This window comes from Micromonospora sp. WMMD1128 (assembly GCF_027497235.1).
Taxonomy (GTDB): domain Bacteria; phylum Actinomycetota; class Actinomycetes; order Mycobacteriales; family Micromonosporaceae; genus Micromonospora.
The window spans coordinates 1,880,571-1,907,037 of sequence record NZ_CP114902.1 but is presented as its reverse complement, the minus strand read 5'-3'; the positions used below and the strand labels follow the sequence as shown (position 1 = coordinate 1,907,037).

Annotated in this window: 17 protein-coding genes, 1 pseudogene and 1 riboswitch; of the genes and pseudogenes, 7 read left to right on the top strand and 11 right to left on the bottom strand. The window is 68.5% G+C overall.

The annotated features are described in order from the left end of the window. Positions 1–32: 32 nt before the first annotated feature. Together O7602_RS09045 and O7602_RS09040 are read right to left on the bottom strand one after the other, a co-directional pair. On the bottom strand, positions 33–932 hold the full coding sequence (locus tag O7602_RS09045; protein ID WP_281587828.1) for an acetaldehyde dehydrogenase (acetylating): 900 nt from the start codon (positions 930–932) through the stop codon (positions 33–35). Beyond that, entirely contained in the window at positions 929–1,657 is a 729-nt protein-coding gene (locus tag O7602_RS09040; protein WP_281587826.1) for an RraA family protein, read from the bottom strand. Before O7602_RS09040 ends, O7602_RS09045 begins: the two co-directional genes overlap by 4 nt. Before the next feature lie 236 nt (positions 1,658–1,893). Here O7602_RS09040 and O7602_RS09035 point away from each other — a divergent pair, with 236 nt between their 5' ends. Together O7602_RS09035 and O7602_RS09030 are read left to right on the top strand one after the other, a co-directional pair. Beyond that, positions 1,894–2,655: an IclR family transcriptional regulator gene (locus tag O7602_RS09035; RefSeq protein WP_281587825.1), complete on the top strand. Its 762-nt coding sequence runs from the start codon at positions 1,894–1,896 to the stop codon at positions 2,653–2,655. Between the two features lie 473 nt (positions 2,656–3,128). After that, complete coding sequence (locus O7602_RS09030) at positions 3,129–4,604, top strand: arabinofuranosidase catalytic domain-containing protein (protein ID WP_281587824.1); 1,476 nt, start codon at positions 3,129–3,131, stop codon at positions 4,602–4,604. Positions 4,605–4,743: 139 nt separating this feature from the next. Here O7602_RS09030 and O7602_RS09025 read toward each other — a convergent pair. After that, positions 4,744–5,264, bottom strand: a pseudogene (locus O7602_RS09025) (Nramp family divalent metal transporter); the annotation flags it as partial. A gap of 228 nt (positions 5,265–5,492) precedes the next feature. Here O7602_RS09025 and O7602_RS09020 point away from each other — a divergent pair. Genes O7602_RS09020 through O7602_RS09010 form a run of 3 tightly spaced genes read left to right on the top strand, consistent with a single transcriptional unit; the run spans position 5,493 to position 7,797 of the window. Then, positions 5,493–5,900: a GntR family transcriptional regulator gene (locus tag O7602_RS09020; RefSeq protein ID WP_281587822.1), complete on the top strand. Its 408-nt coding sequence runs from the start codon at positions 5,493–5,495 to the stop codon at positions 5,898–5,900. 20 nt (positions 5,901–5,920) lie between these two features. Then, on the top strand, positions 5,921–6,811 hold the full coding sequence (locus tag O7602_RS09015; RefSeq protein WP_281587820.1) for an ABC transporter ATP-binding protein: 891 nt from the start codon (positions 5,921–5,923) through the stop codon (positions 6,809–6,811). Then, a complete protein-coding gene (locus O7602_RS09010; RefSeq protein WP_281587818.1) occupies positions 6,808–7,797 on the top strand; it encodes a transporter in 990 nt (329 codons plus the stop codon). The genes O7602_RS09015 and O7602_RS09010 overlap by 4 nt, the downstream gene beginning before the upstream one ends. Before the next feature lie 60 nt (positions 7,798–7,857). Here O7602_RS09010 and O7602_RS09005 read toward each other — a convergent pair whose 3' ends face one another. From O7602_RS09005 to O7602_RS08980, 6 genes are all read right to left on the bottom strand, one after another. Then, complete coding sequence (locus O7602_RS09005; protein WP_281587816.1) at positions 7,858–8,049, bottom strand: hypothetical protein; 192 nt, start codon at positions 8,047–8,049, stop codon at positions 7,858–7,860. Between the two features lie 100 nt (positions 8,050–8,149). Next, a complete protein-coding gene (locus O7602_RS09000; RefSeq protein ID WP_281587814.1) occupies positions 8,150–9,052 on the bottom strand; it encodes a hypothetical protein in 903 nt (300 codons plus the stop codon). Between the two features lie 493 nt (positions 9,053–9,545). Beyond that, the gene (locus tag O7602_RS08995; protein ID WP_281587812.1) at positions 9,546–9,815 is read right to left on the bottom strand and encodes a superoxide dismutase; all 270 of its coding nucleotides are present in this window, start codon (positions 9,813–9,815) and stop codon (positions 9,546–9,548) included. Between the two features lie 4 nt (positions 9,816–9,819). Beyond that, a complete protein-coding gene (locus tag O7602_RS08990) occupies positions 9,820–10,434 on the bottom strand; it encodes a superoxide dismutase (RefSeq protein WP_281587810.1) in 615 nt (204 codons plus the stop codon). A 748-nt stretch (positions 10,435–11,182) separates the two neighbouring features. Next, a complete protein-coding gene (locus tag O7602_RS08985; protein ID WP_281587808.1) occupies positions 11,183–11,806 on the bottom strand; it encodes a LysE family translocator in 624 nt (207 codons plus the stop codon). A 3-nt stretch (positions 11,807–11,809) separates the two neighbouring features. After that, positions 11,810–12,322, bottom strand: coding sequence for an acyl-CoA thioesterase (locus O7602_RS08980; protein ID WP_281587807.1), 513 nt, complete (start codon positions 12,320–12,322; stop codon positions 11,810–11,812). A gap of 125 nt (positions 12,323–12,447) precedes the next feature. Then, positions 12,448–12,661, bottom strand: a riboswitch (cobalamin riboswitch). 1,036 nt (positions 12,662–13,697) lie between these two features. Here O7602_RS08980 and O7602_RS08975 point away from each other — a divergent pair. Beyond that, positions 13,698–14,497 (top strand): IS5 family transposase gene (locus O7602_RS08975; protein WP_281590221.1). Its coding sequence is split into 2 segments (ribosomal slippage): positions 13,698–14,034 and positions 14,034–14,497, totalling 801 coding nucleotides; the frame shifts between segments, so codons are not numbered across the junction. Between the two features lie 635 nt (positions 14,498–15,132). Here O7602_RS08975 and O7602_RS08970 read toward each other — a convergent pair. Beyond that, the gene (locus O7602_RS08970) at positions 15,133–22,008 is read right to left on the bottom strand and encodes an RHS repeat-associated core domain-containing protein (RefSeq protein WP_281587806.1); all 6,876 of its coding nucleotides are present in this window, start codon (positions 22,006–22,008) and stop codon (positions 15,133–15,135) included. An 83-nt stretch (positions 22,009–22,091) separates the two neighbouring features. Then, positions 22,092–25,661: a LamG domain-containing protein gene (locus tag O7602_RS08965; protein ID WP_281587804.1), complete on the bottom strand. Its 3,570-nt coding sequence runs from the start codon at positions 25,659–25,661 to the stop codon at positions 22,092–22,094. 312 nt (positions 25,662–25,973) lie between these two features. Between O7602_RS08965 and O7602_RS08960 the strand changes: the two genes are divergently transcribed. Further along, entirely contained in the window at positions 25,974–26,453 is a 480-nt protein-coding gene (locus O7602_RS08960; RefSeq protein ID WP_281587802.1) for a hypothetical protein, read from the top strand. Positions 26,454–26,467: the final 14 nt, after the last annotated feature.

The following is a 26,467-nucleotide window of genomic DNA, read 5'->3' as shown; positions in this document are numbered from 1 at the left end:
CGTGGTGTCGGTGATCCGGATCCGGGTGCCGCTCACGACGCCACCTCCGCCCGCGCGGCGGCGATCCGCTCACCGACCCGGGTGGCGGCGGCGGTCATGATGTCGAGGTTTCCCGCGTACGGCGGCAGGTGGTCGCCGCGTCCCTCGACCTCCAGCAGGACGGTCACCCGTGCCTGCCCCTGCCAGTCGGGGCGCGGGTCGTCGAACTGCGGCTCGGCGACCAGGCGGTAGCCCGGCACGTAGCCGGCGACCCGGTCCACCATCGACCGGATCGACCCGGTCACCCGGTCCCGGTCGGCGTCCGGGTCGATCGCGCAGAACACCGTGTCCCGCATGATCATCGGTGGGATCACCGGGTTGAGGACGATGATCGCCTTACCGGCGGCGGCACCACCGATGGTCTCGACGCCCCGGGCGGTGGTGGCCGTGAACTCGTCGATGTTGGCCCGGGTGCCGGGTCCGGCCGAGCGGGACGCGATGGACGCGACGATCTCCGCGTAACTGACCGGGGTGACTGCCGAGACGGCGGCGACGATCGGAATGGTGGCCTGCCCGCCGCAGGTGATCATGTTGACGTTCGGGGCATTCAGATGCTGGTCGAGGTTGACCGAGGGGACGACGAACGGGCCCACCGCCGCCGGGGTGAGGTCCACCGCCGGGATGCCCGCCTCGGCGTACCGGGCGTGGTGGACCAGGTGCGCCGCCGCCGACGTCGCCTCGAAGACCAGGTCCGGCAGCGGATGATGGCGCAGCAGCCAGTCCACCCCCTCGGCGGAGGCCGGCACGCCCGCCCGGCGGGCCCGGGCGAGCCCCTCGGAGGCCGGGTCCACGCCGACCATGGCGACCAGCTCCAGCCCGGCGGACCGCTGGATCTTGACCATGAGGTCGGTGCCGATGTTCCCCGACCCGACGATGGCGACGGCGAGGCTCATGAGGCCAGGCCCCCGTTACCGGTCACGGCCTCGTTCCCGTCGTCGGTCGCGGCCCGGTTCCCGTCGTCGAGGTTGCCGGGGATCTGGAAGGGCTCCGCCATGGCCGGGCGCATCCGCTCGTCGACCCAGGTCCGGCCATAAAGGATCTCCAGTGGCAGATCCTCGTCCTGGACGTCCTGCTTCTGCTGCTCCTCCATCCGCAGGCGGGCCTCGGCCGCCTCCGCCACCTGCTCGGCGACGCCGCGCGGGACCACCACCACGCCGTCCTCGTCGCCGACGATCACGTCGCCCGGGCTGACCACGACACCGCCGCAGGTCACCGGCACGTTGACCGAGCCGACCGAGTGCTTCACCGCCGACCGGGGCACGATGCCGACGCAGAACACCGGGAACGGGATCGCCATGATCCCGGACCGGTCCCGGACGCTGCCGTCGATCACCGCGCCGACGAACCCGACCCGGTGCGCGAAGAGCGACATGTTCCGGCCCAGCACGGTGGCGTCGTAGGTCCCGCCGGTGTCCACCACCAGCACGTCACCGGGCTCGCCGAGCTGCAGCGCCTTGTGCACCATCAGGTTGTCGCCCTCCGGGCAGTGCGCCGTGACGGCGGTGCCGACGAGCTTGCTGTCGAGGTCGAGCGGTCGCATCCGGTGTGACATCGCTCCGTGACGACCCATCGCGTCGGAGAGCGTGGCCGTGTCGATCCGCCCGAGTCGGTCGCGCACGCTGGGTGACACTCGTTCCGGTACGCGGTTGATGCTCTTGAACATTCACTCCCCCTCAGGGCCTGCTTCCGGCCGCGGCGCCTGACCGGGACTATGGCCCTGAACTGGGTGCGACGTACACGACGATGTATCGGATTACGAGATGCCTGTAGTAAATTCCGCGTTACCCGCGTCACCTCCTTCCCCAAGCCAACCACCCTCCGTAGTCGGCTCCCCCCTGAAGGAAGAGGTACGAGATGAGCACCGATCCGTCACTGACCGTGCTGAAGGCGTTCCGTGTCCTCGACCTGTTCCGGACCCACCGTCAGGTCGGAGTCAGCCAGTGCGCGGAGCTGCTCGGCCTGACCAGGGCGAACGCGCACCGACTCCTGGTCAGCCTCACCGCCGCCGGGGCGGTCGAACGGACCGACAGCGGGCAGTACCGGCTCTCGATCTGGATGTTCGAGGTGGGCGCCCAGGTTCCACTACTGCGCGCGCTCACCGAGCAGGCACAGGTGCCGATGGAACGGCTCGTAGCGGAGACCGGCTTCCAAGCCCATCTCGCAGTACGTGACGGCACCGAGCTGATCTACCTGTTGAAGATCAGCCACGTTGACGGGCGGGTCCGGACCCGCCCCGGCACCCGCAACCCGCTCTACGCCACCAGCCTCGGCAAGATCCTCCTGGCCGGTGCGCCCGAGTCGTTGATCGAAGAGGTCATCGCGCAGGGGCTGAAGCCGCTGACCAGGTACACCCGCACCTCACCGGCGCTGCTGCGCGCCGAGCTTGCCGACGTGCGCCGCACCGGCTTCGCGTACGACCGGGAGGAACGGCAGATCGGGGTCTCCTGCATCGCCACCGGCCTGCACGACCACACCGGACGGGTGATCGCGGCGATCTCCATCCCGTCCAACTCGGAACACCGCGACCTCGACCAGGGGCGGTTACAGGCGCCGCTGCGCAAGGCGGCGCAGACCATCGAGGCCCGACTCGACCGCCGCGCCGCCAACCTCCCCTGACCGGGCGGCCCCGCCCGGCCCACAGGCGGGTCTCCGGCTGGCTGCGCGGTGTGGTCGGTGAGGGTGGCTTCCCGGACCACGCGTTGCAGGAGTCTGTGGACCCGGACCATCGGCCCCGCGCTACGAGGGCAACTGGAACAGCAGTGCGGCAAATCCGGCTTCCTCGAACCGGTTCGACGGATCGGTTCGGACGGCAGGCCCCCTTCGGGCGCGCTGATCGAACGAGTCACCGGCACACTCTCACTGGCAGGCGAAACCCCGGTTCGCCACCCCGTGGATTCATTGACAACCTTCACTCCCTGGTTCTACGATCCGTTCGAATCGATTCGCCGGCACAACGCTCCGTGAGCGTCCCCCGCGCCGCATGCGGTGTAGATCAGCCTGGCATCCGTCCCGATCCCGGCAGAGGCGGCACCACCAGCCTCGATCCGCCACCGCCCCATCCCACCGCCGCCGCACCAGGAGAGGATTCGATGAGTGTGAAGAGAAGGCTGAGTCGCGTCATGGCAGCGGCGGGCGTCACGTTGGTCCTCGCTGTCGGTGCTGGGGCCTATGTGGTCTCGGACGCACCGGGCGTCGCCCACGCCGCCGGCACCGGCCCGTGTGACATCTACGCCACCGGCGGCACACCATGCGTCGCCGCGCACAGCACCACCCGCGCCCTCTACGGCGCGTACAACGGACCGCTCTACCAGGTCCGACGCTCCTCGGACAACACCACCCGCGACATCGGCGTGCTCAGCGCCGGCGGCTACGCGAACGCCGCCACCCAGGACACGTTCTGCGCCAACACCACCTGTGCCATCACGATCATCTACGACCAGTCCGGCCGCAACAACCGCCTCACCCAGGCCCCGCCCGGCTACTGGCCCGGTCCCGGACCCGGCGGATGGGACAATCTCGCCGACGCGAAGGCAGCCCCGATCACCGTTGGCGGACAGAAGGCGTACGGCGTCTACATCACCCCCGGCACCGGCTACCGCAACAACAACACCAACGGCGTCGCCACCGGCGACCAGCCCGAAGGCATCTACGCGGTCGTCGACGGCACGCACTACAACCAGTGGTGCTGCTTCGACTACGGCAACGCACAGACCGACGGCCAAGCTGACGCGCCCGCCATCATGGAGACCGTCTACTTCGGTGCCAACAAGCAGTGGGGCTATGGCACCGGGGCTGGCCCGTGGATCATGGCCGACCTGGAGTGGGGGCTGTTCTCCGGAGTCAACGCCGGCTACAACGACATCGCGCCGATCAACCACCGCTTCGTCACCGCCATGGTCAAGGGCGAGTCGAACCACTGGGCCATCCGAGGCGGGAACGGCCAGTCAGGGGCTCTGACGACCTACTTCGACGGGCGACGTCCGAACGGGTACCACCCGATGAAGAAGGAGGGTGCGATCCTGCTCGGCATCGGCGGCGACAACAGCACCTCCGGCCGGGGGACCTTCTACGAAGGTGTGCTGACCTCCGGCTACCCGACCGCGGCCACCGAGAACGCCGTCCAGGCCAACATCAACGCCGCCGGCTACGCCACCGCCGCAGGAGGCAACCCGCAACAGAACGTCCAGCTCGTCGGCGGGCAGTCCGGCCGCTGCATCGACGTACCCAACGCCACCACCACCAACGGCACCCAGGTCCAACTCTGGGACTGCCTCGGCAACACCGCCCAACGCTGGACCTACACCGCCAACAAACAACTCCAGGTACTCGGCAACAAATGCCTCGACGCCAGCGGCGCAGGCACGACCAACGGCACCCAAGCCATCATCTGGGACTGCAACGGCCAAACCAACCAACAATGGAACCTCAACGCCAACGGCACCATCACCGGCGTCCAATCCGGACTCTGCCTCGACGCCAGCGCCTACGGCACCGCCAACGGCACCAAGATCCACCTCTGGGCCTGCCACGGCGGCACCAACCAACAGTGGTCCACCCGCACCTGACCACACCCGCACACCACACACCGGCAATGCCGCCCCCGCGAGGCCGCTGAGGGCGGCATTGCCGGCGATTCCTGCACGGTAGTGACCTGGCCAGGCACCCTCGCACCAGGCCGGCCACGGCGAAGCCCGGATCGGAGCCGGCGGCGAGCAGGTTCGCCGGGAGGGCCAGGACGATGACGCCGAGCCCCGCGGCGATGGCGATCTCAAAGGTGCGGAAGCCCCGCGAGCGCTGCGCGAGCACGGCGAACGCGGTGGCCCGATGATGATCCCGCCGGGCAGCAGGGGGATGCCGAAGAGCAAGTACCGGGCGACCGCGCCACCGATCACCTCGGCCAGGTCGGTGGCCATGGCGACCAACTCGGCCTGTACCCACATGGTCCTGTCGAGGGGCTTCGGTAGGCGTTCCCGGCACAGTTCGGGCAGGCTGCGCCCGGTGGCCAGACCGAGCTTCGCGGTGAGCGTCTGCACCAGCATCGCCATCAGGTTCGCCACCACCACGCCCCAGACGCGGCGGAGTCGGTGGCGAAGTTGCCGGGGTCGACGTAGGCGACGGCCGCGACGAACGCCGGGCCGAGCAGGATCAACCGCCCGCGTGCGCGGGCGCGCGCGGGTCACCTGTAGCGGAGCAGCCCTCAGCGTCGTCAGTTCGTTGGCGACCATCGCACACCTCCCCTTCCACCTGGTTGCTGCCGGTTCCTTCCCGAGCCGCTGACCCGTCGGTGCCAACCTCTGGCCTGCTGGTGCCGACCGGTCGACACGCCGGGCAGCCGCCCGTGGCGTGCCGTGTCGGGCCGGGCGCGTGTCGCGTCGTGCTTGACAGGAGCGACAGTGCCGGCGAGGCTGTCTGTCAGTCCTATTGTCGTAGGACAACAGGAGGGATTATCGCGAGTGATCGAATTCGTACTGGACAGCCGGTCGAAGGTGAATACCTACATGCAGCTCGTGCAGCAGGTGAAACAGGCTCTGCGGGTCGGGCTGCTGACGCCGGGCGACCAGTTGCCGAAAGTCCGGGACGTCGCGCAATCCCTGGCGATCAACCCGAACACGGTGCTGAAGGCGTACCGGGAACTGGAGATCGAGGGTCTGGTCGGCGGCCGCCCCGGAGTGGGCACGTTCGTCCAGCGCACCCTGGCCGGCGCGTCGCTGCCCAACCAGGCCGAGCTACGCGACGACCTGGTTGCCTGGCTGCACCGGGCGCAGGCTGCCGGCCTCACCGCCGAAGACGTCATCGCCCTGGTGGAGACCACGCTGCGCGCCGCCCTCCCCGAAGACACCCCGCAGAAGGAACCCGCGTGAGCGGAACGAGAGGACAGAGAATGGACCATGTCTTGGAGGCGGACCGGCTGGGCAAGCGGTACGGCCGGGCCTGGGCGTTGCGGGACTGCTCGCTGCGCCTGCCGGCCGGCCGGATCGCCGCGTTGGTCGGGCCCAACGGCGCGGGCAAGAGCACACTGTTACACCTGGCCGTCGGGCTACTCAAGCCCGACGCGGGCACGGTACGGGTGTTCGGTCGATCGCCGTACGGCGACACGGACGGCCTCGCCGACATCGGCTTCGTCGCCCAGGACACCCCGCTCTACCGGGACTTCACGGCGTCCGAGCTGGTCGTCGCCGGCGGCAAGCTGAACAAGCGGTGGGACGCGCACCTGGCCCGCACCCGGTTGGCGCAGCTCGGCATTCCACCGGACCGACCCGTGGGCAAGCTCTCCGGTGGGCAACGGGCCCAGGTGGCGCTGGCCCTGGCGCTGGCCAAGCAGCCCCGGCTGCTGCTGCTCGACGAGCCGGTCGCCAGCCTCGACCCGCTGGCCCGGCGTGAGTTCCTCCAGTCCCTGATGGGCAGCGTCGCGGATTCCGGGACCACCGTCCTGCTCTCCTCGCACCTGCTGGCCGACCTGGAGCGCGTCTGCGACTACCTGATCGTGTTGAACGCCGCCAAGGTACAGCTCACCGGCGCGGTCGACGACCTGGTCACCGGGCACCGCCAACTGGTCGGCCCACGGCACGACGGCGGCCCGATCGGGGGCGTCGCCGCCGTCGTCCGGGCCAGCCACACCGACCGGCAGTCGACACTGCTGGTCCGCACCGACGGGCCGGTCAACGATCCGGCCTGGACGATCCGCGAGGTGAGCCTGGAGGACGTCGTCCTGGCCTACCTGGCCGAGGGCACCGCGCAGACCAGTCACAGCGAGTGGGGGGTGGCAGCATGATCTGGTTGACCTGGCGGCAACACCGCAAGCAGGCCCTTTTCACAGTGCTGGCGTTCGCCGTGCTCGCGGCCGTGCTGGTGCCGATCGGCCTGTCGATGCGGAACACCTTCGCCGACCTCGGGCTGGCGGACTGCGTTGGCCAGCTTGCCCGTGCCGACGTGGCCGCGTCGACCCGCGAGGCATGTGACGCGGGCTTCCACCGCTTCAGCAACCAGTACGGCAGCCTCAATCTGCTGGCCGTCCTGCTGATCACCCTGCCGGTGCTGGTCGGCCTGTTCTGGGGCGCGCCACTGGTCGCCCGTGAGGTGGAGCAGGGCACGCACCGGTTCGTCTGGACCCAGGGCGTCGGCCGCACCCGCTGGGCGCTGACGAAGTTCGGGCTGGTCGGAGCCGCTGTGCTGCTCCTGGCGATCGGCTACGGGCTGGGCATATCGTGGTGGGTCGCGCCGCTGACCCAGGCCGCTTACGAAGGTCGCCTCGGCATGGTCGTCTTCGATCTGCAGGGCATCGTCCCGATCGGCTACACGCTTTTCGCCGTGGCGTTGGGTGTCTTCGCCGGCACCGTCTGGAAGCGGATGCTGCCCGCCATGGGCATCACCCTCGCCGGGTTCATCGGCGTACGAGCGGCGGTGGCGCTCCTGGCCCGGCCGCACTACCAGACCGCCCGTACCCAGACCTTCCCGATCGAGAGGGAGGGACCCCCGGAGATCAGCCGGGGGGACTGGATCCTCGCCCAGGGCGTCCGTAACCCGGACGGGACGATGATCGCGGAGGATACCCGCATCCAGTGCCCGCCGGGCGGCAAGGGCCCGGACGGTCGGGTCTGCGGCGCCGAACTGGGCCTCCAACCGGGCGCGTACAACTGGCAGCTGTACCAGCCGGCGGACCGGTTCTGGCTGTTCCAGGGCATCGAGACGGGTATTTTCGTCGCCCTCGCCCTGCTGCTGCTCTACCTGGCCGTGCGCCGGGTCCGCCGGATCGCGTAGTCGGGGACCTCGGATCGTGGACAGCGACGGGTGCTCGTCGGGGCGCGGGGGCCTCGGCGATCACCCGTCAGCCACACCCTCCGGGGTCAGCGAGAGCCAGGACGCCAGGTCGCGCAGCTCGTCGTGCACGGCGCGGCTCACCTGCAGGGTGAGGGGCACATCTTCTTGGACGGCGTGCACGGTGAATGTGCCGCGCCGACGCTCGGCCGTGGCGTCCACCTTTCCGACCAGCCGGTCGCCGTGCGAACTCAAAGGGGTACATGGGAGCGTGACTATCAGTCAAATTGCGATCGAAAAGGCGACTCCGGCCGGGCTTGGCAGACCCGTTTCCCACCAATCCCGGCGGACGGCATCACTTCGCGGGTGTGGCCTTGACGGTGGCGCGCAGCGTCCGTGCGAGGCCAGGCATCGCCTTCCAGCCATCGGCGACTCGGGCGATCCGGGCGGTGTTGGTGGTAGTGAACTTCTGCAGGTCGCCAGCGGCGGCGTTGACGACTCCATCGAGCCGTGATTCACGGCAGGCCCAGTCGGCAGCGGCTACCTTCTTCTCGAATGCGACAGCGCCGGCCCATTCAGGGAGGGCGGTCGGGTCCGACGGACGCTCGAATGACACAGGCGGAAACCTCTGCTCGACCTTCAGGTACGCCTCGGACAGGTCACCGGCGTCGATTCCGGCCGACTTCATGCAGCCGGCGTATTGGCGAGTCAGGTCCGGTGCGGCCTGCTGCTGGACGCTACCGAGCAGCTCTACCAGCTCGACTTCCAGTTCCTGCTGCCCGTCGGGAACCCTGAGCTTCTCACCCGCGGTGGCGGCGTTCTGGCAGGACTCCACAGCAGTGAACCAGCGAGCTTGGTCATCCGCGGCGGCAGGCAAACCCGGGTTGGGGGTTTCACCTCGCTTGGCCAGCATCTCGATACGGGCGGCGACCCCGAAGTCGGCGCGGTGGGGCGCAAATCCGAGCAGGTCCCCGGGGGCAGGGTCGGTAGACGGGCTCATCGGCTGATAGGGGGTGACGCCGTACACGACGCCCTTGGTACGCGCGCAGGCGGCGATCGCGGACTGGCTGGTGAGCCACATCCGCTCCTCGCCGGCCAGACGCTGTTGCGGCGTTCCATACACCTGGTCGATCACAGCGGACAACATGGCCGGGGCATCGACGCCGACGGGCGCGGCGGTCGGCATGCCGGGCTCGCAGCCGGCCAGCGCGACGATGGTGGCGGTGGCAACAGCAGCCTGCCGGCGACGGTTAACCATTGGCCGGTGGACTCCCTTCACACGAGATCAGGACGAGCAAGAAGTGACCGAGCCGCCCCCGTCGTACAGGTAGGAGCCGGTGGAGGTGAGCCACCACGAGCGGGTGCACTTGTTCGGAATGCTCATGATGACCGCAGACTGGTGCGCCGATCGCTATCTCGCAAGTGCCGCTGGCCCGCCGGTTACACCCGGCGCGGGCCACGGGACGGTGAGCAGTCCCACGCGCTCACTGTCGCCGTTTATCAGGGTAAGCGGCGTTGTGCGAGGCGGTGACCACATTGCAGGGTGATGGTTCTGCTCGGCACAACGTGTACAGCGTCCTAGGACAGGAGGGTCAGTTGATGATCTCCCTGTGCGACCTCAATCTTGTTCAAGCCGTAGGTCTAGATCCTGCTGCGGCCCTGCCGCATCGCCCGTGAGAGCCGCCGTCCGGCGGCGCCTGCCGCTGGCAGGGTCCTCGTCGCCGTTGGTGCGGGCGTCGAGGACCCTGCTCTCAGCTTCCCTCTACCGGTGGCTGGGCTGAGGTGGCAGCGACGAGTAGGGACAGTTCCCGGACCAGGTCGTCCATGGACTGGCCGCTGCTGGCCCGGACCAGGCCGAGGGCCAGGTCGGCGAGCAGGTAGAAGCCGAGGGTGCGGGCCTGCTCGCCGGGGAACGCGGCGAGCAGTTCCTCGGCGCCGGCGAGGTCACCGCGGTGCTTCGCGGCGATGACCCCGGCAGCGCGTTGGAGTAGTTCCGCCGCGGCGGGGGTGGTGTCGTCCACCAGGTCAGATCTTCGGGCTCGTCGCGCGGGCGGCGTCGAATCGGGCGATCACGTCGGACCAGTTGACCAGGTTCCACAGTCGGTCGACGTAGTCGGGCCGCACGTTGCGGTACTGCAGGTAGTAGGCGTGTTCCCAGGCGTCGAAGACCAGCAGCGGGGTGGTGCCCTGGCCGACGTTGCCGTGGTGGTCGTAGACCTGCTCGACGATCAGCCGCCGCCCGAGCGGCTCCCACGCGAGGACACCCCATCCGGAGCCCTGCACGCCCTTGGTGGCGACGGAGAGTTGGCCGGCGAACGCGTCGAAGGAGCCGAAGTGCTCGTCGATCGCGGCGGCGAGGTCGCCGTCGGGGCGGTCGCCGCCGTCCGGGGACAGGTTGCCCCAGAAGATCGAGTGGAGCACGTGGCCGGAGAGGTTGAACGCGAACGTCTTCTCCAGCCCGACGAGCGTGGCGAAGTCGCACTTCTCGCGGGCCTCGGCGAGCCGCTCCAGGCCGTCGTTGGCGCCTTTGACGTACGCGGCGTGGTGCTTGCTGTGGTGCAGCTGGAGGATCTCGCCGGACATGGCCGGTTCCAGCGCGCCGTAGTCGTAGGGCATGTCGGGCAGGGTGTAGAGCGCCATCAGGGAATCCTTCCGGTGATGCTGCCATAGTTTGGTTGTTGCCAGTATCTTGCAACAAGGTGGCGGTTGTCGTGAGGAGCGGGGATTGATCACATCGCCTGTCGAGCGGGTGAGCGCCGTGATGGATCGGCTCCGCCGCGCCGCTCTTCGTACGACACTCGCGCGTCGCGGCGTCGTAGCGCGCCGTGCCGCGGCAGGACCACCTGACCGCAACGGCCGGTCAACCGGCCGCCCCCGCGGGCACCGGACGAACCCCACCGACCGCGGTGGGCTGGCGGTGTGCCTGTCCCACACACGGTGGGACGACACCACCCAGGTGCGCGTAGCGGTGACCCGGGGGCCGGGCCTGGGCGACGGGCTCACGTCGTCCGGCCTCGCGGTGTCGGGGTCGGTGGGCCGGCAGCTTCGTGCGGTCTTCAAAGCCGTCGCCGCCTGCCGCGACCGCGACATCGACACCCTGCTACTCGTCGGCGGCGTCGCCGCCAACAGCCGCGTGCGTGCCCTCGCCGGACACCGCTGTCACGCCGCCGGCGCGTGCCCGCACCCCGACTCTGTACCGACAACGGCGCCATGATCGCCGCCATCGGCGACCTCCTCGTCCGCGGCGACGTCGCGCCGTCACCGCTGATCCTCGGCGCCGACCCGAACGCCGCCCTGACCCGCGCCACGATTGCTTGCGCCGGCCGGCACCGGTGCGAACGACGCTCAGGTAGTCGGCGTGAGCGCCGCCCCACCAGGTGACGGCATGTCAGCCAACGGCCAGCCGGACGCCGAGTGCGATGAACGCGACCGCACAGAGCCGGTTGATCCGCCGCGACCACCGCCGGTCGGCCAACCGGCGGGCGAGCCGGCCGGCGCCCGCGCCGAGGGTGACGTCCACGGCGAGCTGCACGGCGACGAACACGGCGCCGAGCAGGACGAGCTGCGCCGTGACGTCGCCGGTGCCGGGGTCGACGAACTGGGGCAGGAACGCCACGCTGAACAGGATCATCTTGGGGTTGAGCAGGTTCGTCACCAGGCCGCGCAGAAACGCCCGACCGGGCGACGCGCCACGGTCCGGACCGGTGACGGCCACCGGATCGCGGTGGCGCGAGGCCCGGACACCCAACACGATCAGGTACGCGGCGCCGGCCCATCGGATCGCCGTGAACAACGTCGGCGACGCGCTGATCACGGTGGCCAGTCCCCCGACCACCGCCGCCACGTGCACGGCCTCCCCCGCGGCGACGCCCAGCGCGGCGACGACGCCCGACCGGGCGCCGTAGCGGGTGGCGTTGGCCAGCACGAACATCATGTCCGGACCGGGCGTGACCATGAGGACGACGATCGCGGCGAGGTAGCCGGCGAGGGTCGCCACGGACAGTCCGAGCATCGCTCAGCCCTCCCCGGCGCCGTCGAGCAACGCCCGCCGCAGCGCCAGCCGGTGCTCCCGCCGGATCTGCGCCTCCCGGTAACGCCGCCGGTCCCCGTCGGTCTCCGGCAGCAGCGGCGGTACCGGACGGGGATCGCCGTGATCGTCCACGGCCACCATCACCAGATGCGCCGTCGCCACGTCGACCGGCGGCACCGCCCGGTCCCACCGGTCCGCGCTGACCTTCACCGCCACCTCCATCGAGCTGCGGCCGGCCCAGGTGATCCGGGCGTCGACGTGGACCACGTCGCCCACCCGGACCGCGCGCAGGAAGGCGGTCTCGTCGATGGCAGCGGTGACCGCCGGGCCGTCGGAGTGGCGCGCGGCGACCACCCCGGCGACCGAGTCGATCAGGTTGAGGATCCGGCCGCCGTGCACCGTACCCATCAGGTTGGTGTGGTGCTGGTCCATGATCTGCGACAGGGTCAGGTGCGACGCCGACGGTGGTCGGCCGGCGAGCGTGATGGTGTCGGGCACTGTGCGGGTCCGTCCTCGATGCAGCGGACCGCCGACCGGAGGGCGCGCGTCGAGGACACGCCGACGGGTCGCGTACGACGGGTCACCCGCCCGGCCCACCCGCGAGGTCGACGGCAGCGCGCACCGGTGGTGCGCGCGGCGCGGGCAGGTCTTCGGACTCGCGGGCATGACCGGTCTCGGTCACCTACTGGCCGTCGCTTCCCAGGCCGGTGGCCCAGTGCTTCGTTGACGGCGGTCGTTCCCACTCACCGCTGCGGGGCAGTCCCGGACTTCCACCGGGTTCCCTCTTACGACACCCGGCCGTCGCCGACCGGATGAACCAGCGCTGCCGCCATCGTAGCCAGTCGTCCGAACGCGGCCGGTGTGGCAGGTCGGGGCGGGTGACGCCGGTCTCGTCGCGTCCTGATCGGTGCCGTCGAGGTGTCCCGCGACTCGGACACGCGACGGCCGGATGGGTGCGCGAAGGATCTGCGGGCCACCCACTGGACACCGCGCGCCGAGGCCGGTCGAGTGAGCGCCGCCGCGGTGACATTCCGGGCCGTCACCTGCCGGTACGGCCGCAGGACCACGGTGGACGCGGTCGATCTGGTCGTCGGTCCGGGTGAGCACGTGGCGTTGACAGGCCCAACGGCTCCGGCGAGACGACCCTGCTGCACGCGGCGCGCGGCCTGCATCCCCTGGCCGGCGGCGGTGTCGGTGTACACCGGTTTGCGGCGCGGCGCGGAGTGGGCTCGACGCAGGCGGGAGGTGGCCTGGGTGCCGCAGCGCCTCACCGCGGGCCGGTTCCCGCTGCTGGTCGACGAGTTGCTCGACAGCGGTGGCGGGCCCGGGGCCGTGCGGGACGCCGCCGCTGATCTCGGTGTCGCGGGGCTGGGCCGCCGCCCGTCACCGGCGCAAGATCCTCTACCTCAGAGAAGACCACATCATCGCGAGACTCGCCGACCATCCTCGCCTCGCCAGCGGCATCCAAGCTCCACACGACCTGGTCACGCTCCTGCGCAGAAAGAAGATCACCATCATCTGCGACCAGGAACACTGCACACCAACCCACAGAAAAATCCGCGCAGGTCAACCTGCGCGGATTTTGATCGATATGTGGTAATGATGTGTCCGAGGGGGGACTTGAACCCCCACGAGTTTCATTTGTGCACCAATCCGGGTGCACATGCTCATAGCATACGGTGCAACCAACCTAAGTTCAACTTCGCTTCGCGTGTCGGCTAGATCACACGACGAATTGAGGCGGTCGCGCCGACCTACACCGCAACTCTTCATAGGTGTACTAAGAGGTCCTAACTTAATGATGTTGGGCGTAACCGATCGGACGTGAGGGTCGTTTCGTCTGAACGTGAGGAGGGGTGAGCAGCCGCCGTGGATCGTCTCGGATGAGTTGTGGGCCGAGATCGCGCCGCTGCTGCCACCCCGCCCACCACGCCGCAGCCGGTATCCGGGGCGTAAGCCCCTCGATGACCGGAAAGTGTTGTGCGGGATCTTGTTCGTGCTCTACACCGCGATTCCGTGGGAGTACCTACCTCAGGAGTTGGGGTTCGGCTGCGGGATGACCTGCTGGCGCAGGCTGCGGGACTGGAACCAGGCCGGGGTGTGGCAGCGGCTGCACGAGCTGCTGCTGGCCCGCCTGCATGGCGCGGGGCAGTTGGACCTGTCGAGGGCGGTGATCGACGGCTCCCACATCCGGGCGCTCAAGGGCGGCCCAAAACCGGTCCGAGCCCGGTCGACCGCCGCAAACCGGGCTCGAAACACCACGTCATCACCGACGCCGGCGGCATCCCCCTCGCGGTCACGCTGACCGGCGGGAACAGACACGACTCCACCCAGACCACCATCCTGCTCGACGCCATCCCCGCCATCGGCGGCCGACCGGGCCCACCCCGGCGGCGCCCCGACCGGCTGTATGCCGATCGGGGCTACGACTACGACAGCCACCGCGAACAAGTCCGCGCCCGCGGCGTCACCCCCGTCATCGCCCGACGCCGCACACCCCACGGCTCCGGCCTCGGCACCACACGCTGGGTCGTCGAACGCACCATCGCCTGGCTGCACTGGTTCCGCCGTCTACGCATCCGCTGGGAAATCCGCGACGACATCCACGAAGCCTTCCTCAGCCTCGCCTGCGCCCTCATCTGCTGGCGCCAACTCCAACGCATCCAGAGTTAGGAGTTCTTACAAGGACGAATCAACTGGGGGACCATAATTGGCCGTCAGCGCAGCAGCGTATCCATCTGGCGCAGCATGACCTCTATAGGTCCAGGGAAAGTACGAATTCAAAGCGTCAGACACCTCAAGGAACGGGCCAAATCGAGCACGCCACTCACTTCGATGAGCCGGACTCGGGAAGCCGCTAAAAACTGCAACTTCGGAGTCCCTCTCGCCCCAGCACCCCCATCTTCCAGAAGCTCCACCAACAGCAACTACGTTTGCCGTTACCGCCAACGACGTATATGCGTCTCCGGACAGCTCGCACCCGATCGCAGCCCAGTAATCGTCCTCGCCGGCTTCGACAGGAAGAGAGACTGCAGAATAAGTATGATGTTTCGGGAAGTAGTATTCACCGCAGTCGGGTTCCAAAACGAGCAGCTCAACTCGAGGGTCGCCATACCAATGCGCCATGGCGCAGAATGTTGGCCAGAAGTCTGGGGCTAGGATTGCCTCGAACTCACAGAATAGAGAATCACTTGCGCCCGCCCTAAAGACTTGACCGGGAAGCCTGGCATCAACATGAAACACCGCAGCCGCGCGCGAACGGATCGCCACATAGTCGTTGCGATCGGATATCAGACCGCTTGCCGTCATTAGTCCTCCCCCAATCTGATCTTGAGATCGGGTTTCTTGGAACCGGGCTTGAAAAACTCGGCCGTCCATCCATCGTGGGACTTCGCATGATCACGAAGCTGATACCTTGCTCCTCCCTTCTCGTACACCGTCCCCCAATCCTTGTCCATACGATTCCAACCATTCGCCTCGAGATTTCGCGCGAACTCATTGGGGCCAACATCAGTAAGCCTATTCGACATGCGGGCACCAGGCCGGGTTACGTCCTCATACTTCGAGACCACCCGACAACCATTCGTGTTGTGCACCAGTACCGATGTGCCGCCAACGATTACATAGTACGTGTGAAGGTTAGCGACCGTCAGGTTGTACGCCGCGCGGGTCCCAATCTCTGCGCCAAACCCCTGAACAACCAGCAGCCTACCGTCACTGCTGAGCAGAGCGTCGCCCGCGGCGAGTTCCTTGGCGGGCTGCCATACGTGTTCGCTTGCATTCCAGAAAGGGTGGTCGTTGGTCGTCGCCACCGATCCCCCGGCGACGGACAGGAGGCGAAGTTCGTCGTCGTGGATCCAGAGGTTCGTGATGCTCTCGGCACCGCTTTCCCCGGTCTCGGGGTCAGCAGCAGCGACCACGTCTCCGACTCGGAGGTCTTGCATCTCCTTGGTGGTGCCGTCTGCCATGAGCACTTGTGTCTCAGCGGAGAAGCTGCACAGTCCTGCAGCGATTTTGGTGCCGTTGGTGGCACCTTCGGCGGCGATGAGGCCACCGCCTGCTCTGGCGGCCCACATGCCGGTTAGTAGAGCGATGCCGTTGAAGGCGGTCCAGGCGCAGGCTTCGCCGTCGCCTGTGGCTGCGCAGGTGTAGAGGTCGTCTACCCCGAGAAGCCCTTCGGCCGCGACTTCTGCGTTTTGCCAGCCTTGGTAGACAGGCTGCAGCGCCCAGTCGGGGTTGTCGACCGTCGCGGCATCCAGTCGGTCAAGTTTTGCCTTGACGTCGTCCAGGAAGCTCTTGGGGCTACGCCGACCCCCACCGCCGTTGGTCTTTTTGTGGTTTTTGCGGGCGCTGGTCCAATCGTCGTCGCCGCAGTGGCCGTTGCAGCCGTCGTTGTCGCCCTTGACAGAGACCGGCTTGCCGTAGAGGTCGTCGTAGTCGGCGCCAGGGCCGCAGCGGTCGTCAGCGCAGGCTTTGAGGCCGCTGGGGTCGGACAGGTTGATGGGGTTGCTGTTGCTGTAGGCGTAGGCGTTCCATTGCTGTGGATCGGCGAGGTCCATGACAGGATCGACACTGATGAACCTGCCGAGTCCTGGATCGTATTCGCGGGCGCCGAGGTGGGTGAGTCCGCTGGGGTCGTTGTCGCCGCCGACGTAGCCCTTGGGGTTGGCCCAGGGGATTTGGGATCCGCGGGGGTTGCCGTAGGGGGTTTGGTAGCGGCGGGTGACGGTTTGTGCGCCGGTGTTGCTGATGGTGGTGTGTTGGGTGCCTTGGTGGTCGGTGATGAGCCAGGTGAGGGCGGTTGCGGTGCGGGAGGCGATGAGCTGGCCGGCGAAGGTGTAGTAGCGGGTGGTGTTGCGGCTGGTGCCGTTCCAGCGGATGTCCATGCCGGGTAGGTAGAGGGTGGTGCCGGTGGCGTCGCGGCGTAGGAGTCTGTTGCCGTCGGCGTCGTAGATGTTGCTGCCGGCGCTGGGCGCATCACCGGAGATGCTGTTCAACCGTCCCTCAGAGTCCCAGGACAGGTTCTGCGAGGCGTTGCCTGGAGGGCAGGTGTTGGCTGCGGCGCCGGTAGGGCGGCAGATGGTGTTGCCGGTGTTGTCGTAGGCGTAGGCGTTGGTGACAGCGGGCTGCCCGGGGGCTTCGGTGAGGACGGAGGTGGCGGCGTGGGGGCGCACGACGTTCTGCCCGCCGGTGGGGACGGTGTAGGTGCGTTTGGTGTCGCCGGCGCTGGTGTGGGCGGTTTCGGTGAGGCGGTTGCCGACCTTGTCGAAGGTCCAGTCGTGCCAGTAGGGGGCGGGGCCGCCGAGGTTGGCGGTCGTGGGTGTGGTCTTGCAGTCGACGCCGGTCTTCGGGGTCCAGGCGCTGGTGAGTCGGCCGAGCGGGTCCTGTTGGAAGCACTGGGTGTCGGTCTGGCCGACCTCCGGCTGGTCGGCGATGGAGGTGATGTTGCCGGCGTCGTCGTAGTCGTAGGTGCGGTTGGAGACCTTGCCAGCGGCGGTTTCGGGTTTGACGTAGGTGTTGGTGAGCCGGCGGGTGGTCAGGTCGTAGGTGTTGGTCTCTTCGACGTAGTTGCCGGCGCTTTTGCGGGTGAGCATGGTGGGTTCGCCGTAGGCGGTGTACTGCTGTCCGATGACGTAGCTGTTGCCGTAGGCGGAGCCGGTGGTGAGGGTGACGGGCAGGCCGGAGGTGGCGTCGTAGCCGGTGGTGATGGTTTCGCTGCCGGTGAGGTCACCGGCGGCGGGCATGGTGACGCTGCTGGGGGAGCCGTCTTGTTCCCGGTAGCCGTAGCCGATTTCCCAGGTGGTGTTCAGACCGGTTTCGGTAGCGGGGATGACGTACTGCACGGCGCCGGGCTGGTAGCGCTTGGTCCAGGCGAGGTACCGGATTTTGTAGGCGTTGGTGGAGCCTGGGGGGTCGAAGCGGGTGGCTTCGGTGAGCTGCCCGCGGACGGCTTCGCCGCCGAACATGATGTCGGTCTTGTCGAATTTCCAGGTCGCGCGTTTGGTGGCGGTGGAGATGGTGTCGTCGTAGAGGCCGATCTTTCGGCCGAGGTTGTCGTACTGGTATGCGAGGACCTCGCCGCGGGCGTCGGTGGTGGTGGCGAGGTCGTCGGTGTCGGTGTAGGTGCTGGTGGTGGTGCCCTTGTCGGGGTCCTTGGCCGAGATCTGCCGGCCCTTGACGTCGAAGGTGTAGGTCCATTCGTTGCCGTCGGGGTCGGTGACGGTGGTGAGTTGGCCCTTGCGGTTGTAGGTGTAGTTGGTGCTCTGGTAGGCGCCGGCGATGCCCTGGGTGGTGGTGTGCTGCCGCAGCTCGACGGTGCGGCCCCGGGCGTCGGTGACGGTGGTGGTGGGGGTGCCGCCAGCGGGTGGGGTGACGCTGGTGCGGTCACCGAGGTGAGCGGTGGTGGTGCGCCACTTCTCGACCTGGTTGATGACCCCGTCGGTGCCGAGCAGGATGGCGGCGGTGGGACGCGACGCGTCGTCGTACACGGTGCGGTTAACCGTCGGCACCGACCATTCGGGCTGCCCCCACAGGGTTCCTGACGGTGCGCCGATCTTGCCGTGGGCGCCGTAGGTGGCGTCGACGCGTCCGGACGTGTCGTAGATGGTGTCGGTGATGACGCGGTCGCCGTTGGCGCCGGTGGACTGGGTCTGCCGGGGACGCAGCAACGCGTCGAAGATCTGGTACGCGGTCAGGTAGCCGCCGCCGGCGTTGACGGTCCTGGTTTGCACCCAGGGGTAGGCGTCGCGGTTCGGCGCGTAGTAGTACGTGTAGCCGACGGAGGGGGTCGATTCGCGGTTCTTGCGGTCCCAACCGACGGCCCAGACCTTCGCGACTCGGCCCAGCGGATCGTAGGTGCTGTCCTTCACCCGGTTGTTGGGGTCAGTGGTCTTGACCGGGACGCCCCAGTAGGGGGCGTTGGTGACGGTGGTGCTCCACGCGGCGCCGCCATTGGGGTCCGGGCTCAAGGTGTTGATCGAGGCGATCGGACCGGTGGCGGGCGTGTAGGTGGTCGTGGTGGTGTTGCCGCGCGCGTCAGTGGCGGTAACGATACGGCCGAACGCATCCTGGGTGCTCTGCGCGGTGGTCTGCCAGGTGGTACCGGCTGAGGCGGACCAGTTCTTGAGCTTCTCGACCTTGGTGACCGCGCCGTAGGTAGGTGCGATGTTCGGGTTGGCGGCGCCGTCGTAGGTGTTGCGGGTGTCGGAGATGACGTCGGCGGTGCTGGTGGGGGCGTTGCCGCAGGCCAGGGCGGTGGTGGTGGTCTGCTTGACCGTGCCGGTGATGTTTGCGCCGAGGTTGCGGTTGTAGGTCAGCTCGGTGCACTGCTCGTCGCCGGTGGCGGGCCACTGGCCGTCGTCCTGGATCCGGTCGAGGGTGCCGTAGGTGTCGTCGAACGTGGACTGGGTGCGGGTGGTGCGCCAGCCTCCTTGGCCGTCGACGCCGAGTGCGGTGCCCTGGTAGGTGGTTTTGGTGTTGACGAACCGGGCGGTGACGGTGTCGCCGTTAATGGTGCGCGACGCGGTCTCCGAGGAGCGCCACGGCACGTTGACGGTCTTGCTGACCGGCTTGCTGGTGGCGCCGTTGTAAACGACCTTTTCGCGGATCATGCCGGCGAACTGGTCCTCGTCGTAGACGGTCTCTGTGCCGAGTGAGGCGCCGATGGTGACGTTACGGCTGCCGCCGGAGGCGTTAAGGCGGTCGCCGTGCATGCCCTGCAGGTAGGTGGTACGGGTCAGGGTCTGCCGGGGTGCATCACCGGTGCGCGTCTCGACGGTGCGGTAGCCGCGGAACTGGCTCCACGTCTTGCGCTTGGGTTTGACGAGTCCGTCGTCGTCGGCGTAGTGCCAGGCCGGATCACCGGGGTAGTCGTAGAAGGTGTTCTGCACCGGGGACTGGTAGTCGACGTTGTCGACTTTGGCGGGGATGTCGGACTGCGACACCTGCCGGACGACGTACTTGTGCCACCACTCGGTGATGTCGGATCCACCCGGGTTGTAGGGGTCCGGCCCGATGACGGGATAGCAGAGTTTGGTGTTGGTCTCCGGCGCGCTCGGCAGGTTGCTGGAGGTGCACTCGGGCAACCTGTAGGTGACCTGGATCTTGGATCCGGTCTCGGTGATGATGTTGCCGATGCGGTTGCGGTTGTTGGTGGTGTTGTGCGAGGCGAGGACCCGGTTCGGCAGGGACGTGGGTTCGAACGTCACCGGCGGCAGCGCCACGGGGGCGAGGTTGTCGGGAACGGTGGTGGTGGAGCCGGTGGCGGTGGTGTTCTTGACCAGACCGGTGTGCACGATCGAGGCCAGCCACATGCCGGCGTAGTCGCTGCCGTCACCAACCGACGGATAGGTATGGGTGAGCGTCCAGGAGTCGACGTCCTGCCAGGCGGGTGTGTTCTTGGTGGTGTCCCACACCCGGGTGCTCACCTTCGCCAGCCGCTTGGTCGACCAGAAGGTGGGGGCGTAGTTGGTGCCGCAGTCGGTGGCGCCGGAGGTGCACTCCTGGTCCCAGGGGACGTCTTTCCAGCTGACGCCGGGGCTGTGGTTGGTGCAGTTCGACTCGCAGCGGTCCAGGGCGGTGAACGTGACCTGCCCGGTCGGCGTGGTGGAGCGGCCGTCCGGTCGGTCCCAGGTGCCGTAGTCGATGCGGCTCAGCGTGCCGCCGCGGGTGTAGAGGGCCTTGTCGGTGGCCTTGAGGTTCTTGCCGTACCGGTTCGTCTCCGGGGCGTACCAGTAGGACATGGTGTTGCCGCGGGGGTCGACGACGTAGTCGAGGTTCCACCGCCACGCCTGAGTGCAGAACGATGCGGCGAAGGTGCCGGCGTTGCAGGGCTCGTTGGTGTGGTTGCCGGCGACCGGGACGGTCCAGGTGGAGTTCGTGGCGGTGCTCTGGCCGGGCGGGTTGTTCAGGCCGAAGTAGTACTGGGTGCCGTCGGTGGTGGTGACCTTCCAGTGCTCGCCGCCGTCGGCGCCGTTGCTCGCTCCGGGCAGCTTCTCGATCTTTGCGCCGTCCTCGTCGCGGGAGTGCCAGCCCTTACCGGTTTCGAAGACCAGCTCGCTGCCACCGCCGTTAAGGGACATGGTCGCGTTGTAGGACCGCCAGCACAGATCGCCGGTCTTCACCGAGTTGTTGGCCGACCCGGCCATGTCCTCGCTGCACGGGACGTAGCTGCGTTCGATGAACCCGGGTGAGTAGTCGAAGCCCTCGCCCACCCACGACGGTTGGCTGTTCTCCGCACTCGATCGCCCGTCGACAGTGCCCGAGGAGTAGGCCAGCGACACCCTTGGCGCCAGCCCGGCCGCCGGCGGCACCCGCATGTCGTACGACCAGGTGAAGTTGCCGGTCGATCCGCCGGCCGACCAGGTGGATGAGGCGGTGAGCGGTGTGGCGGAGTAGTCGCCCTGCACGCCAGCGGCCCCGGCCGCGAGGGCCATCACGGTCCCGGCCGGCGCCGCGGACACCCGCGCGCTCACGGTGCCGTCCGCGACCGAGTTGACCGACTTGACCGGTGTGGCCCGGCACTCTGGCACGGCCGGGGTCGTCAGGGCGCACGCGGGCAGAGTCCACAGCTTCAACCGTGAGGACCAGTTGCCGCCGTAGGCGTGACGGAACGGCTTGTAGTCGACGGTGACATCGACGTCCGCCGGCCCGGCGGCGCCCTCGGAACGCAAGGTCAGCAGCAGACCGTCGCGCCAGGCACTGGGGCTTTTGCCCCGATCGTGAACCTCCACGTCCACGCCGGTGATCGTGCGGCCGGAGGGCGTCGCGGCGCGGGTGACCCGCACCGGCAGGCTCCCGGCGCGGGCGGGGGTGGCGGCGCGGGCGGGGGTGGCGGCGCGGGCGGGGGTGGCGGCGCGGGCGGGGGTGGCGGCGCGGGCGGGGGTGGCGGCGCGGGCGGTGGCCGTCGGAAGGGCGGCCCGGGCACGCCCGGGAGCCGGCCACACCGGGTCACCCCAATCGGCGGTTTTGGCCGCCTTGGTCGGCAGAGCCTTCTGCTTCGCGGGACCGCCGATGGAGTCGAGCTTCTCGGGCCGCACACTCGGCAACGACGGACGGGGCCTGGCCTGCGCCGGAGGGACGGCGAGCAGCCCGGCACCGAGGACCGCGGTCACTGTTACCGCGATCAGCCGACGCGTCGTGGACAGCAGGCGGCCCCGCTGGGGGCGGCGGGTCAGAGTCGGCACCGTGAGTATCCCATCTCGGGTGGTCCTCCGGCGCGGCGCCGGCTTCTGGTCGTGGGGGTGAGCGGAGGTGTGGGCGGGCATGATCACTCCTCGCCTGCCTGGTTGACCTGCGTGTCGAAGAGGTCACGCACCCCGCCGTCGGTCAACGCACCCTGGTAGGCGAGCACGTCGTCCACGCCGCCGGTGAGCCAGTCGGTGAACCCGGCGGGCTGGTCGGAACGGCCGACCACGAACGGGCCGGTGGCGTTCCACCGCTGCCACGCGGTGACCATCGCTGTGGTGGCCTTCAGTTCCCCGTCGACGTAGAGGCGGATCTGGCGGCGTTCGGCGTCGAGGACTCCGGTCAGCTGATGCCACTCCGTCGGATCGACCGCGGCGGTCGCGGCGGTGGTGATCGCGGCGGTGTTCGTCGCACCCGCGCGGACGGTGAAGGCCCACTGCCCGCCGGAGGTGTCGCGGAACTGCAGGTCGAAGCCGCTGTAGCCGGAGCCGTGGTCCTGCGACAGGATCGTCTGCCGACCCGTCGCCGCGTCCACCCGCGCCCACGCCGATACGGTGAACGACGCGTCGGTGCGCACCACCGCCCCGTCACTCCAGTTCGCGGTGATCTCGTCGCCGAGGTTGTTCTGCGCGCGCCCGTACTCCTGGGTCGCCTGGTTGTAGTGCGGATCGGCCGGATCCTCGACGAAGTGCGTCCCGTCCAGCAGCAGCGACTTGTCGCGCTGCCCGTAGCCGATCCAACTGCCGTCGGTCAGCGCCAGACGCCGACTGAAATCGCCCACCTCGTTCACCCCGCAGGCCGAGGAGGAGGGGTCTGTGCTGGCCTCGTAGCAGGGGTAGGCGTTCTTGAAGTCCCACGCGGAGGTCTTCGGCGCGCTGACCATGCCCGGCTCGTTGAACGGATAAGCGTCCGTGGCGAGGCCGCCGGTGAAGTCCTGATCCACCAGCACCCGGTCGTAGACCTGCACGTCGGCGATCGAACCGGTGAACCACTTCGCCGGCGCGGCGTTGAAGCCACGGCCGATCGAGAAGACCCCGGTCGCCGCCCACGGGGCGGCGGCCCGGTCGGCGTCACCGACGAGGGTGCCGTTGACGTAGAGCAGCATCTTGCCCGACGGCCGGTCGAACACCCCAGCCAGATGCGTCCACCGCCCCACGTCCGCCGACGTCAGCGCGGCGACCGCAGCCGCGGAGCGGGTCGTGCTGGCCTGATCCGGGGTGTCCTTCATGACGAACGCCCACCGCGGTGTCACCGGCGATCCGGCCATCCGCACACCGAGCTGGAACCCGGCGGCGCTCGTGCCGTCCTGGCTGACCGCGACGTTGTCCTCGGCGGTGGGCAGCGCCGACAGGCGCACCCACGCCGCCACGCTGAACGACTCGGTCGTGTCCACCACCGACTGGCTGTGATTCACCGCCGAGGACGAGCCGTTGAACGTCGCGCTCGACGCGCCGGGCATCCGCAGGCCGGGAGACCAGGTCACCCCCGTCGGCGCCAGCGGTGCGGTGATCGTGGCCTCGGCGCGCTCGTCAGTCAGCGCCTGGGCTTGGGTGACGCTCGGCCGTGGTTCGAGTTTCCACCAGTTCGTCGGCGGGGCGGGTCGGTCCACGATGAAGGCCACCGAACCCTGTCCCTCGGTCTGCGCGGAGTTGATCGCCGACACGTAGAGGATGTTCTCGCCGTACTTCGGGGTGGTCAGGGTCACCGACGCCGTCCGGGTACCGGTGCCCGTCGCGGTGATCTCCGTGGTGGGAGGGAACGTCCAGCCGTAGCGGAACTTCACCACCGTCGAGGTATTCGACGACAGGGTGAACACGCCCTTCTCCCCCGGACCGGCCGGCATCACGGTCACCGTCGCGGTCACATCGGGGTAGCTCACGTCGGTCTTGAACTCGCACCACGCCGACCACGCGCTGGTCAGGCTGTACGGGGCCGGGTCGGTGGCCATCGCCCTAAACGCGTACGACTTGCCGTTGACCAGGCCCGACAACGCCGCCGTCGTCGACCGACCGCCGGCCGGCACCGACGCTCCTGCCGGAGCCGGTTTACGCGGTGTGCTGTCGTTGTAGGTGCCCGACGCGGGGATCTCCAACCACTCCCACTTTGTCGTCAACGCCTGCGTGCCGTCCGCGTCCGGGAACACCCCCGACAACGTCGGCGTCAACGTGCCGATCACCGACCGCACCCCCGACGTGCACGCCGCGCCCGTGGTCTGCAAACCGTACGGCTGCCCCGGGTAAGAGCTGTAGTCCACGATCAGCTTCACCGAGTTCGGCAGGTACTTCTTCCACCGATCCTGCGTCGACTCACCACTACCACCCGCCGCGCACGCGCACAGCGCCATGGTGATGTAAGGCGCGGAGTGATCGGCGTGGTCCTGGATCAAATTGGTGATCGCGGAGCTTTCGAAGTTCACCGTCATGTCGGGCTGGATGCTGCTGCAGCCGCCGGCCTCGTTCGCGTGCGAGTAGGCGTTCTCCACCGGCGTCTTCATCGTCGGCGACCACTTCGTGCGCGGCGTCGACGAGATCGGCCCGGCATGCCACAGATAGTTGATCGTGTCGTCACACGACCAGGTGTGGTCCACCGTCGCCTGCACATACGCCTTCTTGATGAACTTCTTCGCCACCCCCGGCAGCGGGAAGTCGAAGAACGACCGATACAGCACCCCGCTGTCCGGGTTCTTCCCGACCCGGGCGACGCTGACATCCGAGTTCGTCGAATTGTTGTTCGTCGCGTACGCCCACCGGCTCTTACCCGTCGACCACGGCGGGTCGATGAACACCGGGAACACCGCCTCCGAGCCGGTCAGCAGGTTTTGATCCGGGTGCAACACCACCTCACCGTCGCTGGTCACCTCCGTGCGGACCGGCGCGGTCACCGCCGCGTCTCCCGGACCGACCGGCGACGACTCCTCCTGCCCCGCGTCCGTCGCAGCGGCGGCGCGACCGGCGGCCTGCGGGCGCGGCGCGGAACTGGGCGTCGAGTCCCACATCGTCGCCGTCGTCGACTCCGCCAACACCTCGCCGCCGGCGACCGCCCGCAGCTCCCCGTCACCGACCCGCACCGCACTCGCGTCCCCACCGACGTCGAAGCGCAGCTCACGCAACGCCGGATTCGCCGCCGCCTGAGGGGTCTTCACCACCAGCACATGCGAGAAGCCCGTCCAGGTGGCCCGCACCACCAGGTCCACATCCGGCAGCACACCCGGATACGTCGCCGAGTCCCCGACGATCGTCGGCGCCGGCAACGTACCGCCCTGCCACGACAGGCTGAAACTCTTGCCCTGACGCACCAACGTCACCATCGGCCCGCTACCACCAGCCGAAAAACGCACGTCCGCCACCGACACCGCCGGCCGCCACAACCCATCACCGCCCCGAGCCAACGACAGATCCACCGGCGCCCACGACCCGTCCGCGCGACGCGCACGCTGCGGCACCACCGCCGACTCCTGCTGGAACCCGCCATCCGGCAACGCGAAAACCTGCGTCAACTCCGAACGCCCCGCGGCGACCTCCACCCGCTGCCCGGTCTCCTCCGCCAACCGCGACGCCGACCCCGCATCCCCTGCCGCCAACGGCCCCTTCGGCGTCGACGCAGCCGCCGACACGGCACCAGGAGGCACCACCACGCCGGCGACCAACGTCACCGACAGCAGCGCAGCCCACCGCCCGCCCGGTCGACGAACAGCCGAGAACAAACCGACACGACGTCGGGCAGCAGTCACCACAGGTCCCCCGTTGATCACCTGATGAAGTCGCCGAACTGTAGGGACCCGGATCAACAGATGTAAAGATCCCTCACAAGTTGTGAGGACGAATCGGGCAACGGGCTTCGGGACCGGCAGTCGTCTCACTCATCGTGAGCAGATGCAGCATTGGTGGACAGGGATCACCGCCCCCGCAGCGGGTCGTGCATACTGCGCGCCGACAGCCGTACCGAACGTCCGCTGGAGTCCGCCTTGCCGACCACCGTGCCCGTCGCCGCTCTCCGCCAGCCCGGCGGCGCGCCGTCCGCCTGCGTCAGACACGCCGCCCCCGCCACCCGGCGAAAGTCGGTGCTGTTCCGCTCCACTCCCCCGACCTGGTCATTCCTGCTCATCCTGCTCGGCGTGCTGCCCTTCGCGATCGTCGCCACGATCACACAAAAGCGCATCACTATGCCGAATTGGCCGTTCTGCCACGCCTGCAAACGACTGCGCCTTCGTCGGCTACTCGACGGGATCGGCGTGGCTCTGCTCGGCTTCATCGCCGTCATCAGCTTCTCCGCGACCATGCCACCATCGAGCAACCTGACCGCCGTCGTCGTCACCCTCAGCTTCGCCGGGCTCCTCGCCGGCGTAGCCTTCGCCAGTACCAGCGGATGGGCCACCATCGCCGCGGCGAAACTCTCCTCCGACGGCACCAGCCTGCGCCTACGCACGGCACACCAACAGGTTTGAGCATGGAAAAGCCC